The organism is Methylobacterium crusticola (assembly GCF_003574465.1).
Classification (GTDB): Bacteria; Pseudomonadota; Alphaproteobacteria; order Rhizobiales; family Beijerinckiaceae; genus Methylobacterium; species Methylobacterium crusticola.
In genome coordinates, this window is sequence record NZ_QOWC01000213.1 from 1 (window position 1) to 13,719 (window position 13,719).

At 56.1% G+C, this 13,719-nt stretch carries 5 protein-coding genes and 3 pseudogenes; 3 read left to right on the forward strand and 5 right to left on the reverse strand.

The genetic code is table 11. The features are described 5' to 3' along the window. Positions 1–94 precede the first annotated feature (94 nt). Positions 95–1,140, forward strand: a pseudogene (locus DT057_RS30570) (IS481 family transposase). Positions 1,141–1,179: 39 nt separating this feature from the next. Here the strand turns inward: DT057_RS30570 and DT057_RS30575 are convergent. The 3 genes and pseudogenes from DT057_RS30575 to DT057_RS30585 form a co-directional block, all read right to left on the reverse strand. Beyond that, positions 1,180–2,685: a hypothetical protein gene (locus tag DT057_RS30575; RefSeq protein ID WP_128565826.1), complete on the reverse strand. Its 1,506-nt coding sequence runs from the start codon at positions 2,683–2,685 to the stop codon at positions 1,180–1,182. 277 nt (positions 2,686–2,962) lie between these two features. Then, positions 2,963–3,620 (reverse strand): annotated as a pseudogene (locus tag DT057_RS30580) (IS66 family transposase zinc-finger binding domain-containing protein); the annotation flags it as partial. A 194-nt stretch (positions 3,621–3,814) separates the two neighbouring features. Continuing rightward, positions 3,815–6,946: a glycosyltransferase gene (locus DT057_RS30585; RefSeq protein WP_162501555.1), complete on the reverse strand. Its 3,132-nt coding sequence runs from the start codon at positions 6,944–6,946 to the stop codon at positions 3,815–3,817. Positions 6,947–7,436: 490 nt separating this feature from the next. Between DT057_RS30585 and DT057_RS37025 the strand changes: the two are divergent. Continuing rightward, positions 7,437–8,156, forward strand: a pseudogene (locus DT057_RS37025) (IS66 family transposase zinc-finger binding domain-containing protein); the annotation flags it as partial. A 269-nt stretch (positions 8,157–8,425) separates the two neighbouring features. Here the strand turns inward: DT057_RS37025 and DT057_RS30600 are convergent. Together DT057_RS30600 and DT057_RS30605 are read right to left on the reverse strand one after the other, a co-directional pair. Then, positions 8,426–9,124: a class I SAM-dependent methyltransferase gene (locus DT057_RS30600; RefSeq protein ID WP_128565830.1), complete on the reverse strand. Its 699-nt coding sequence runs from the start codon at positions 9,122–9,124 to the stop codon at positions 8,426–8,428. A gap of 467 nt (positions 9,125–9,591) precedes the next feature. Next, positions 9,592–10,695: a glycosyltransferase family 61 protein gene (locus tag DT057_RS30605; protein ID WP_128565831.1), complete on the reverse strand. Its 1,104-nt coding sequence runs from the start codon at positions 10,693–10,695 to the stop codon at positions 9,592–9,594. A 906-nt stretch (positions 10,696–11,601) separates the two neighbouring features. On the opposite strand from DT057_RS30605, the gene DT057_RS30610 reads away from it, so the two are divergent. Continuing rightward, the coding region (locus DT057_RS30610) for a glycosyltransferase (RefSeq protein WP_128565832.1) at positions 11,602–13,719 on the forward strand (2,118 nt) is incomplete at its 3' end.

Sequence of the window (13,719 nt, forward strand, 5' to 3'; positions counted from 1 at the left end):
CGTCGAGAGCATTACTCGGACGGGCTCCTAGCTGTGCAGTTCCGGTGTGTGCTGGTGCATCATCGATCCTGACGCGTCAGGAGGAGGATGGCCTGTGGCAAGCGTTCTTCACGGCAGCGCCCGCACGACGCCGCGTCTTCGAGCCGAGTTCCGAGCGTCGCAAGAAAGTAGCCGCGCCCTGGCCGCCGCGTGCGGCCTGAACCCGAAGACCGTCGCCAAGTGGCGCGGGCGGGCGGAAACGGCCGACGCGCCGATGGGCCCGAAGGCGCCCAGGAGCACGGTCCTGACGCCGGCCGAGGAGGCGATCGTGGTCGAGTTCCGCCGGCGAACGTTGCTGCCTCTTGACGATGTCCTGGGCTGCCTGCGCGACACGATCCCGAACCTCAGCCGCTCCGCCCTGCATCGTTGCCTGCAACGGCACGGCATCTCCCGTCTTCCGGCAGCGGAGACGGCGCAGACGCGCAAGCGCTTCAAGACCTACGAGATCGGCGACGTGCATATCGACAGTTGTGAGCTGCTCCATGCCGACGGCAAGCTGATCATGTTCCTCGCGATCGATCGCGCCTCGAAACTTACGTACGTCGAGTTCCACGACAGCGCGGGCAAAATTGAAGGATCAGCCTTCCTCAGGAACGTCGTGGCAGCTTTCCCTTGCAAGATCCACACGGTGCTGACTGACAACGGCATGGCATTCGCCGACCTGCCGAAGAACAGGACTGGGCCGAGCCGACAGTTCCTCGGACCGCACATCTTCGATCGCGTCTGCATCGAGCACGGCATCGAGCATCGTTTGACCAAGACCTACCATCCCTGGACCAATGGGCAGGCCGAGCGCATGAACCCCACCATCAAGGATGCACCGTCAAGGTCTTCCACTACGAAGATCTGAAGAGCCTGAAGGCGCATGTCCTGGCCTTCGTCGCGGCCTACAACTTCGCCAAGCACCTCGTACCTCTTCACTGCAAAACCCCGTTCCAGACCATCTATCAGGCCTGGACCAAAGACCCGGACCGGTTCAGGATCAATCCGCACCACCTCATTCCGGGACCATACAGGTCACGTGCTGCGGATCGATCGTTGAAAATCGCACGATGTCGTTCCCATGAACGCCGTCTCCGTCGCATCGGTGAAGCTCCCTAGAAACCGTTGAAATGGACCTTTCTCGCATAAAGTATCGAATCAGATCCGATAGCATTGAGTTGCTTCAACGCATATGTACGAGGCTGAAGCGTTTTCTCGAAGCTCAGAGCCGGAATTGATTTGAAGTTGTTCAATACGGGCACCGACGGGCGGGAAAATAAGCACCGGTGAAGAAGTTCTATTTAACACTTCCTGTCTTTCTCCTATTATTGGGCGCAATCTGATTCCACCGGAACCAGACGTGAGCACCGTGATACTCGCATCGACCTCGCGCGAGGTTGCTTGATTGGTGCCGGACGGGGTCGCTCTTGCATTTATTTTAGTTTTCAGCGCGCGACCAATGCTCACATCAGATTCACCACTACCAATTATTGTGTCAAATCCTGCGTGCCCACTTACCATTAATGCACCAGAATTCGTGCTCATTACAGCCAAATCTGAAGATTTTACTCCACTGGCGATCTTAATTGCGTTGTCTCCTTCTAAGATCATCGATCTCGCATATATATCGGATTTAAATGTAGCTTTATTGGTGATCTCTAGAGAGCTAGCCTGTACGTTTCCACTCGGAGTTACACTGAAGTTGTTGATATTTTCACTGTCTTTGCTGCGCAATCGGAAAGCATAATCGATGACGTCGCTTTGTCTGACATCGTAGCCATTGTGCCATTGAGCATCAGCCGCCCCAGCAATTGCGAAGAAGGCGCTTGTGCCATGCGTCTTTCCGAATAAAACTGAAGTTAGTCCAGTTTTAGAGGTAGGAGTGGCGATGTTTGGTTGGTCAATGCCTGAGTTGTTGGTCAGATTCACCTCAAGACCCGTTGCTAGCCCATTTGCTCCCTGAGGTATAAACGCTTGAGTTGATGCTCCCCAGACCCTCGCATGGAGATTTCCGATCGCTGCGTTTCCGTTAGCCTGCAAGCCTACAGCGTCACGATTTACGTTGATTGTTTGTCCGGAGATCACATATGACGAAGGATCTTCAGTTGTGGCCGAAAAATACCCGGCGGCCTTCTCATAACTTCGCTGACCGGCAGTTTTCTTCACGTACAATCCAGAATAAACACCCCAATCATTATTGATGTTATCAGTGACGCGAGACCATGCATGACTGGTATCAGTCTCATGGAACACGCTCCAATCTGAAGTATTTTCGATATACCCCAGGCCACTGAATTTTGCTGCGGAATATTCAATTGCAACATTGACGGGCGGAGTTATTGGTCTTGATAGTGCATAAATTCCGGGCGGTACAAAAATCTTCCTGGCAGCTCTGTTTCTGACTGAGAACAACGAATACAACGACTCACTGGGGTCTACCTGCCCCTTTGATTCAGATCGTACAATATTCAAATATTCTAACGAATTTATTGTTCTGGTTTTTTGATCACATTCGCAAGTGTACTCTGCAGGAGCCACGCTTGCGTTTCCAGCCAGTTTCTCGGCACATTCTCGTGTGGATATTGGATTGCATTCTGCTTGCGCTCTGGACGAAAAACCGATGTTAAAGCCTATCAGAACGATAAATACCGGAATAAACATCATAACATTACTCCATCCATCTGTTATAGGTATATTTTGTGGTTCCTCATCTCACAACGTGTAACACACCGCTCGTAATTACCCAGGCGGTCTGGCTCGGTGTCGGAGCCGGCTGAGCTTGTCTGCCATGAGGTGGGCCGACGCGGGAAGCGATCAGGCGCGGATCGTGTCGACGACCGTACGCACGTCCGCCTCACCGCGGCCGCCCACATCGCCCGGTAGCCGTTCGTGACCCTTCGCGGCGCACCACCGCCGCGTCCGAGCGGAAGACCCAGTGCTAGACGTTGCAGCTTTCGATGCGGACGCCGGTCTCGTCCCAAGTCACCAATGCGGCCCGGCGCGGCGCCGACACCGCCGCCTCGCGACGGGTGCGGAACTGCCCTTGGGCGCGGCGGAGCCAGTTCATCAGCCCGCCCCGGCTGAGGGTTCAGCCCGAAAGGGTCGGCCATCGCCACCTGCAGGCGCCCGTCAGACGGGGCCTGAAAGTCTTCAGGTACGTCGCCGCCGCGTGCAGGCGCGGCCCGAACGGCGTGCGGGGCCGCCGCCTGCGGCACAGGAGCGACGACGCGCGTGCCGCAGGACGGGCAGCGCACCGCGAGCCGCTGATGCGGAGTGATGAGAGGCGTCCCTTCGGGCACGTCGATCTGCTCGCACACGCCGACGCTCTCGGCCGGCAGATCCGCCGCCAGAGCGCCGCCGCAGCAAGGACACTGACCCGGGCGGTCGGCGACGACCTCGTCGGGATCCGGGCTGAGCGTCCGGCTGTGGCCCTCGTGACCGGGTTTGGCGCCGCCGGGCTTGGCCTGCGCGCGCCGCACCTCGCGATCGCTGGAGGGCGGCTTGGAGGACGTGCGCGAGATCGTCTCCGGCCTCTGCAGCCGCAGCACCAGCTCGATCAACCCCGCCTTGCGCAACCGCTCAAGATCGCTACACCCCATCTCACGAGGAAATCGGCCAAATCGCCTCCCGGCAAGAGGTGCCGCCGATTACCTCCGGGAGCCCGGCGCCCAGGCCCACGAGTCCAGCATGCGCCTTGTTCATGGCTGCCCCCTGGCTGCCTCCTGGCACTCCAGCCAGGAGACCAACGCACTAAGGCAGCTTAAGTGTCCAGAAGGTGCCAGCATCAGAGCCATTAGTTACCATCCTGGATAGCTATTGAACTACATTCAGAAACTATTGTCTTCAGCGCCTGCCTTACATGACTATAACTGCAATCAACGTTGATTGCAGCCAGCCCATTTGAACGCACGTTGTGCCAAAGCCTCTCATTCGTGTACAATTCAATACATGCGCTCGCAAAATCTTCCGCATTGTTTCCAACAACCGTCTGATTATTACCATCCCAGCACAACTGGTGTGCTAGAAGCGACGTTACGACCGTAGGAACACCAGCCGCTACGGCTTCGTGCACTTTGTGTGGAATACCAGCGGCAAACCTTGTCGGAGCGATGAAGACGCGGCTCCGATTGTAGATTTCTTCGATCTTGTCGACGCGGCCCAAAGAAACAACAGATGAGTTTAGCCTGCTGGTAATGGAAGCTGACTTATTATTGCCTACAAGTATCAATCTGCAATCCGCAATTTTCTCCAAGATAATGGGGAAAATATCGTCCAAAAACCAAATAATGGAGTCTGTATTTGGCGTCTCCTCATTATCAAAGCCGCCTACAAAGAGGAAATCGGCGCGTGCTGAGAAGCTGGCCGCGCCAGGTCGTGCATCAAGCACATGGCCGATTTTGAAGACCTGCTTACCTGAGTCACGAAACAACTTCCCCTCTTGGTCAGTGACACAAATGACGCCAGTTGCGTTTCTTGCAATTGCGATTTCTTCTTCAATCAGAGCTTGCTTCTCTTCGTTACGCATCTCCGATCCGAGCAAAGTACGGCGGCCAATCTCCCTGAGACTGAACAGAGCTTCTGCATCATAAAAGATTGGCATATTTAATTCGAGTTTGCCTTGACTTATGAGTTCATTCAACCTCTGCATGTTATGAGGACGACTCACAACAATACCATCAAAAGTACCATGTCTTGATTTTAGAAACTCAGCGAATTGTGAGCCTTTATAGCCGAATGCGACTTCGATTCTGGCGTCAAGCGTATGCCGGACCGATCTCCAAGATTGAACATCGTCGTCCGTCGGAAGTAGCGTTATATTCACATTCAGCTTCGCTAGCTCGTTCAGGATCGTCTGCGCACGCGGAAATCCCGACCCAAGTGACGGGTGAGGAACCTTGTCATCAATAAATAATATGTTCAACCGATTTGGATTTCCAAACCGTGCACGCAATATATTCTCAGTGTTAGGAGGATATTTTGATGCCAGCACATCTTGGTGTTGCTCACTAAAAATTTGCCGATGCTCTTCTTGCAGTTTCAGCACACTCGGAAGATTTTCGGTACTTCCAAACTCGTAGTGCAAGATCTCGATCGACGGCTCGTAGACAATTTTGAAGCCTTCCTTCTTGATTTTCACGCATAGATCAGTTTCTTCGTAATAAGCCGGATAGTACGCCTCGTCCAAACCCCCTACAGACAAAAATATAGACTTTCTCAACATGAGAAATGCACCGGAGCAATAATCTACCTCACGCTGAAAATTCGCTTCAAAGTAATCAATCTGGCAGTTTCTCATGTATCCCAAGCAAGATCCGTCCGACCAGATTATGCTACCTGCCTCTTGTACCACACCGCTCGGCAAAATGAGTTTTCCGCCAACGGCACCAACATCGGCGCAAGACTCGATCAGCGCATGGGCAATTTCGACGGACTGCGGTAGAACGTATGTATCATTGTTCAGTAGTAATATGTATTCTCCTGTGGCGAACGAAGAAGCCGCATTAACTGCTCGCAGAAAGCCTATATTTTCAGTACCTTTGATAATTTTGGCATTGTGCACCCGTCGCAAGACATCATGTGTAGCGTCACCGGAGCAATTATCATATATTATAACTTCATATGCACACATATCTTGGTCGATATTCTGCTCAATACTACGCAAACAGTCTAGCGTTAAATGCGCTTTGTTAAATAACACCAACACTATCGACACCGATGGATCGTCGTTTTTTGGGAAATTAATAGACAAGTCTGACTGAAGAAATCGCTCCAATCGGAGTTTAGACATGACATCAGTCAATAATTTTACTTGGTCACCACTGCTGTAGAACTCGCTGTTAGGCGGCCTAGGTTGCCGTCCTTCGATTTTACCGTATTTGACGTAATGGGAAACGGGATCTAGTTGGCTATTATTTACATCATCATTTGTTTGAAGATACCATGCAGTGTCAAATGCGTCGGACGGATTTCTGTTCTCTACATATCCTTTAGTTACATAGTGCACCAAAGGATTGATGTTGTGTTTCATAATATCTGGGTACGTGTTGAGGTACCAGTTCGAGTCGAATACTTCGTTCGGTATGCCATATGAGGAACTAATTGATAAGTAATGAATTAACGCATGTTGAGACCTATCTACCCCACGGGTCGATGCTAAAAAATATTCCGTGACAAACGCAAAATGCGGATCCAGGGAAAAATACTCTGGATTATATAAGTACATTTCGAGAACATTGCGTGGATTCAGGTCGGTTATTGTCAATTGCGACGCCAGATAACGCAAATCTATAAGTGGGTGAGGATTCCTCCACTCATAGATACCGTGTTGCAAATAATGCACAAGAGGATCCATCCCTGTCTTCGCGACATCTCGATATCTTTCGCAATACCAAGCAGCATCGAAAACAGCATGGGTCGACCTCCTTTCCGCGGAACCATACTCGATATAATGCTTAAGGCTGTCAAAGTACTCGAAATTCACATCCTTATATCGATCTTTATAGTATTTAGGATCGAATAAAATATTTGCTTTTGCTCCGTTTAGACTTCCAATATCAATATAATGCGCAAGGATTCCATGTTTGTACACCAGCGAATCGGGATTATTTCTGGAGTAAAATTTGCTATCAAAAAGAGGATTAGGGTCGAATTCAGCCGTTTTTGAGTGCATTGAATAGTGCTTGAACGGATCTATTTGGTGGGAATTGCCAAGGTACATTGACGCGTACCATTGCGGGTCGAACAACGGATGCGGCTTTTCGCGAAAATCAGATTTCAGATATTTATTGTAATCTGATCGCTTGACTTTAATACCGTAAACGCTTTTCGTGCGGCCGATGCCAATTTTAGCAATCTTCATATTACTTCCACCGCAGGACTGCATATCCGTTAGCTCAAGGCACGCCTGAGCAATAGCTTTTTCCATACACCCGCGCGGTTGCATTATCAAGTCCGATAGTTGTAAGTGAAACTGGATTAATACAGAAATGTACACTGATGCTGGCGAGACATTAGCTTCATTGAGAGTGTAAGTAATTTATAAATCCTGGCTAATTTGTATGATATCTGTAGATCTGGCACTCTGCATATTGCATGAGACATAGCGGCATGCAAATCGCCACAGCACATATCCATTTGATTTTAAACAGATGCTATGTCTATTTTCGCGCTTTTTGAATTAGCAAGTGATTTTTCGGTTCTATTTATCTCGCGTACTCCACAACAGGGGGGCCAGCTACGCTGCGCGGCGCTTACGCGAAGGCTCTGATTCTGTCGTCCAGTTTGGAGACTGAGGGAGAATGGCATGCTTTGTCGGATTTCGTTGCGGTCGGAATCCGATGCCGAGGGCGTACGTGCCTCAGCCGAGGACCCGCGACCGGCAACTCGCTGTGCTCCGTCCAGGGGATCTGGCAGGATCCACCGATCACAAGGAGCGGCGCGAGCAGACGGAGCCCGTCGGGACGAAGCCCGGGCACGAGGGCCATAGCCGCGTAACCAGCAGCGATCCCGACGCCGTCGTCGCGCATCGTCCGCATCGCTGCATCTGCTGCGGCAATGCCCGGCACGGAGACCTTCCCGTCGAGGTCATCAGCGTGTCCGAGCGGATCGAACGACCGGCGGTGACGCCGATCGTGACGCACCATTGGCGTCTGGCTGTAAAGTGCCCGACCTGCGGGGCTCGGTGCTCGCACCAGTGCCGGAGGCGGCGCGTGGCACCCCGCTCGGCCCACGGCTGCATGCAGTGCGACGCATCCGAAGACCTTCCAGGGCTCTTTCCCACGAGCAGCTACAGGCGCTGATGTCCGACCTGTTCAGACTGATGCGCCAGCCAGGGCGGATTGATGATTTTGCTGCGCTGGGTGCAAGGCCGCTTGCGCTCCGGTCGCGAAGCCGCCGTTGCGCCGTGCCACGGTCCGCGCCGGACGAGTCCGGCGTGGCTGCAGAGCGCGTCCGCCCTGGCCGAGCGCGTCGCCGGTCTGACCACCACGAGGCTGGCCGCCAAGCGCCGACGCCTGGATCGGCAACTCTGCGCCATCCTCACCACCCCGAGCCGCTGCGACCTGACCCGCGGCATGCAGGTCCGGTTCGGCCGGGCTCGCGATCGGCTCCTCGTCTTCCTTGCCAATCCCGGCCGAAGCGGACGGTGACTTGTCGCATCCAGCCCCGAGGTCGGTTCGACGAGAAGCCACAAAAGCCGCCGCGCCGTCGGCACCGGAGTTTCCGTTGCGGGTTCCTCCGACGTGGATGGTCTCTCGTGGCGGGGCGGCGAACCTCGATCTCCGGAAGCGCCGCATGGTCCACACGATGTGACTCACCGAAGATGCTCGACAGTCGCTTTGGCGGGCGGGCGTGCGATCAGCCGCGAGCGAGTGCGAGTCGACCAAAGGCGAGCCGTCACAAGGATTCAGGCGCCACTCCCAGCCAGCATCAGATTGCCCCTAATTTCATTCAATATTTCCACCATTGGCTTGATATTAAACGTCTCTCTATGTTTTATCATTTCACAAAAACTCAGAGATCCGATTTCAGAGAGAGAGTAGGAACGATTTGAGGCCTCCCGAGAGTGCCGCCACATGATCAATTGTCCATGATTTTCTTCCACGCACCGATACGTATATGTCGGCATAAATGTATCGATGAACCACACAAGTCTGTAGACGTCGCCCATCCACGAAGCATCCTGGTCATTCAAAAAAGCTTTGACCATCTCGGCATCAGGGATGGAGGGCAGCGATGCGGCATAACTAGAGGGAATGACATCATCAATGATGATGATACCAGGATCTTTGAGAACCTCTGTAGCGTTCATAAGATCGCGCAGTGTTTGCTCGACTGTGTGCAGACCATCCAAAAAAATTACGTCAAAACGATCACGGCGATCCGTATCCAGAAAATATGCGTCACTCGTGATTTGCCGATACGTTGCGTTCTGATTTTTGAGCTCAGCATCCGCAACATCGAACAAGAAATGCGGATCGACTGCAACTTTCACCGCGGCGGATACATTATGAAACGTAACCCCACGATTGACACCTACTTCGAGATAGGCGCCTTCACTGCCGAGCAGATTCAAACATTGCTGACTAACACTCGCGCGATCCATTGAACCCACCTTGTACCGTCATCTGCAATGTAGCAGATTTCAACAGCATCGGGCAAGTGGAGGAGGAAACACAAAAGCGTATATAATCTCGGGATTACAGTTGAATTAAATTATATTCGGTCATGTCGCTTTTAAATGTCTGGATTATATCAGCCTCGATGCACCAAGTTGTTTCACTGAATTGCCGGTGATGTTTGTTAGTCCCTAGATTTAAGATAGCTAACCTGCATATTATGAACACTTAGAACGCATGCGGGGAAAAATATCCTGGAAAATATCTGAGGCGTTGACCACGAGTGTCTGCAGAACAGAGCAGCATATCAATTCCAAGAACGTTCGAGATTGTCAGTTGCGCTCGTCTCCATGCTGCTGAAGCGGATGTGATTTGATTGCTATCGATAAATGAAACAACATGCATAATGAATGTCAGTAAGAAACAGCATGAGAAAACCATGTTTGTCGCCCCATTAGGCCGACGATGCAGTACAGATCGCGTCAAGGAAATTTACGATAGAGTCTTCGGTGCACGAAAATGCAATCACCCCATCCTCCATCATTTGTTCCGATGGAATCAAGTAACTGCACCTTTGTTTGAAGAGCGTGCATATCCTAGATTGGATTGGATTAAGACAATTGACGGCTCCTACCACAGTCCCGCCGCCGCAAAAGACTGAAGAATGCAGGGCCGAGCCAAATTCCCCAATGACGACTCTCGCTTCGTTAAACATCGAAATTTGCTCTTTAAAGGAGAGTTCCTCAGGAAAAATCACCTCAAATCCGCGTTCTTGCGCACGCTCCTCGAAGAAAGCGCGTTGCTTGAAATTCTTTGTGGCACCAGCACTTTTACCCTCGATACGAGCTCGAGAAACGCACAGTTTTCGCCAGCCCGTCGTGTCTGGTCTGAAAGGATCGTACAATCCACGAACACATGAATGAAAATGATGATCCGCCGAGTAAGGATACGTCGGGACCCATAGATGATCGCACTGTACGAGCTCGGTTGATATATCGTAGCGAATTAATTTTAACTGCCTGCCGAATAGTGTATGTACTATGTTCTCCGCCCATGACGGCGTATTAGAAGGCCAAAGTACAGGCATCGAGAAGAAATCAGACCCAAAGACCATTCTTGCAACGTACAATCTCGGCAGAAAATCTACAATCCAATGCCCATATATGAGGTGTCCTGGACCCAAAAATGACAGACATTGCGACGATACTCGAGTTTCGGTCGCATTCGCCAGAAAGCCGTAGTCTCTGTCGGCCCACTCAATCGCTACTTTGTCTTGCAGATTCCCTTCCACAATCAAGCTTTTTTTATGCAGTATATGTCCTGGACCGTATACAGCAGCACCTGGTAACGCCTGACATCCAATTGACGGAATTTCATACTGACGCCCATTTACAACTCGATACCACTCTTCCGAGATCATTCCTTGATAACATATTAGTTCCAGTGCGTGTTCAGGTAATTCCGGCCCGGCACAACGGACATACCCGTAGGATGTTCTAACAGCATCCGGAAGAGAGGCAATCTGGTAGGCATCTCTTACATTAATCAATTCAAGCATATTGGACTCCTACGTATAGCATTATTTCACATGCCCGTAATTTGCAGGTAAAGCCCTGATGCGGATTGTGTACGAGCTCGCTCGTACTCGCATATCTGAGTTACAGATACATTCTTGTCAACCATTGCGCTAAATCAGCCAAACTCCTCTCCTAATGAAATCTATCGAAGCAATGCGGGCACTCTGAACATAAATCAGCAGTGAAATCTCGAATAAAATCGGATGTCGTGAGAAAATTTCTTTGTCGTTAGCGAGATTGTATCCATATAATCACGAAATATACACGATAATACATCTTGGTTTCGGGTATAGTCTGCTACGATGCCTCCTCCTAGATTTGATTTACTAGGTAATATTTTACAAGAAATGCGACGTAATGGTAGCATAGATCGAACAATGACGATTCATACGCAGAATACGTCTCATCGGGAACTGATTGTCTGCGGTCAGTACAATGACGGATGGCCTTGATCGGCCTCCGAGAGGGTCCGTTGCTGAGTTTGATATCGTCGGCGAAGTCATGAGGAGCGTCGGATCGGAGGAGCCGGGGTCGCGTTGAGGCGGATCCATCCATCTTGGCTTGGAGACCGCGGTGTCGCTCCGCCTCGGCAATTCAGTTGCCATCCCTGAAGAGACCACGCAGGTCGCCCGAGCTGCGTTCCCGCGCGGCTCGTTGCTGCTGAGCCTGCGTGATTGAGTTCGGTCCGATTTTGATGACGGCGTTTCGCCGCCCTGTCCTCCAGGCTCGGCCAGCCAGCCGAGACTGAAGCGCCCCGGGTTTGCCGGAGGCTCGGCCTTCTGGGAGCCGGACCGGGCGCGATTTCCGCGTCCGGACCGTTCGCAACCTCGCCGAACCTGTGCTAGAGCGCCTCGTCCAAATGGCGTTTCGGTGTGCGACGGGGCGGAATGACGTCGGGGGCAGTCGAATCGCGTCACGCTGCCCGGCATCACCGCGCCGGGATTCTGCCTGCGCTGCGGCAGCCGGCGGGCGAAGAGGCGTTCGACCCGGACTTCTACCGCAGCTTCTACCTCGATCTGCGGGACGTCGCGGACGCCTCCGGGCTGCGGCGGCATTTCGACAAGCACGGCCGGGCCGAGGGGCGCTTCCCCACGGCGGCGGCCCTGCGGGCGCGCCACGGCGCGAGTCTCGACCGGGTGCCGGCCTCCTTCGACGCCGGGGGCTACCACCGGCTCAACCGCGATCTCGAGCCGATGTCGGACGCCCAGGGGCTCCTGCACTACGCCACGCTCGGGCGCGTCGCGGGGCGCCGCTACCGCGACGATCAGGCCGCGGGCCTCGATCCGGACCACTTCCGGGAGACGCATCCGGGCCACGCCTTCGCCAGCGACGAGGCCTGCCGCGACGCGTGGCTGGCCGCGGGCGGGTCCGCCGGCCAGCCCGGCACGCAGGCCGCCCACCTGGCGTTCCTCGACCTGCCGCTGCGGGCCTTTCCGGCGGCCTTCCCGTGGCGGTTCTACGCCGGGCTCTACCCGCGGGCGGGCAGCCACCGCTGGGCCGCCCTGGCGCACTTCCTGCGCGAGGGCTTCGCCGAGGTCGGCGCGACGCTGCCCTACGGGCCGGACGCCTGCGCGTTCCTGACCGCGGTGGGCGACCGCTTCGCGCTCCGCGCCAAGCCCCGGGACGTCCCGGCGGCGATCCGGGCCTACGAGCTCGCCGCCGCGGCGGGGCCGCTGCCGCCGGAGGCGCGCCTGCGGCTGGCCGACGCCTACCTCCGGATCGGCGCCTGGCGCCCGGCCCACGCCCTCTGCGCGGCTCTCGTGGCGGACGGCCACGAGGGGGGAGCGGCGCTCGACGGCCTCGTGCGGGCGAGTGCCGGGCCGGAGGCCTGGGAGGCGACCTTCGCGACGCTCACGGCCGTCCTGGCGCGCCGGGGCGGCGCCGGAATCGCGCCGGCGCGGGCCGCCGCGGAGGTGTATTTCGGGCTCCAGGGCCAGCGCGCCCGGTCGCACTACGCCGAGGACGAGCGGGACGAGGGCGACGCCGTGATGGCCGCCGCCCTGGCGCGGGTCGCCGGGTTCCTGGACGCCGTGATGCCGCCGGCGCCGGGGACGCGCCGGGGGCGGGGCCGCACCGTGCTGATCCTCGCCGACGGCGACCTGCCGGAGGCCGCGCGGCTGCGCCTCGACGCGCGGGCGGCCCTCCTCGCCGAGGCCGGCCTCGGCTGCCGGATGCTCGGGCTCGGGGAGGTGGCGGCCTTCGAGGCCGCGCTCCCGGACGCGGCGGCCGCGATCCTCTACCGCGTGCCGGCCTGGCCCTCGGTGGTCCAGGCGGTGCTCGCCGCGCGGCGGGCCGGCGTGCCGACCCTCTACGAGACCGACGCCCTGATCGTCGATCCCCGGCACGCGCCCGATCCCCTGGCGGCCTTCGACGGGCGGATCGGCGCCCGGGCGCACCAGGACCTGGTGTTCGGCGTGGCGCTCTACCGGGGGGCCGCCGCGCTCTGCGATTACGGGCTCGCGCCCAACGCCGCGCTCGGCCGCCACCTCGATCCCCTGGTGCGCGGGGGGCGCAGCTTCGTCGTGCCCGAGACCCGGCCGATCCCCGAGCCCGGCGGGGCGGCCCCCGCGGGCACGCCCGGGGGCGCCCGCCTGTTCCTGCGGGTGATGCGCGCGCAGGTCCTGCGGGCCGGGGACGCGGCGGGCGCCGCGCTGCTCGACGTGCTGCGCAGCGATCCCGCCGTCACCCTGACGGTCGCGGGCTACGTCACCCTGGACGACGCCTTCGCGCCCCATGCGGAGCGGATCCGCCAGCTCGGGCCGACGCCCGACTACGCCGAGGCGCTGCGGGCGAGCGACCTGAACCTCGTGCCGGCCTGGCCCGGCGAGGCCGAGGCGTGCGCGCCGGAGACGGGCTGGCTCGAGGCCGCCCGGCACGGCGTCGCGACGCTGGCGAGCGCCACCCGGGCCGCGCGGGAGGCCCTCGAGGACGGCCGGGACGTCTGCCTCGCGGCGGACGCGGCCGCCTGGCGGACGGCCCTGCACGCCCTCGTCGCCGATCCCGGC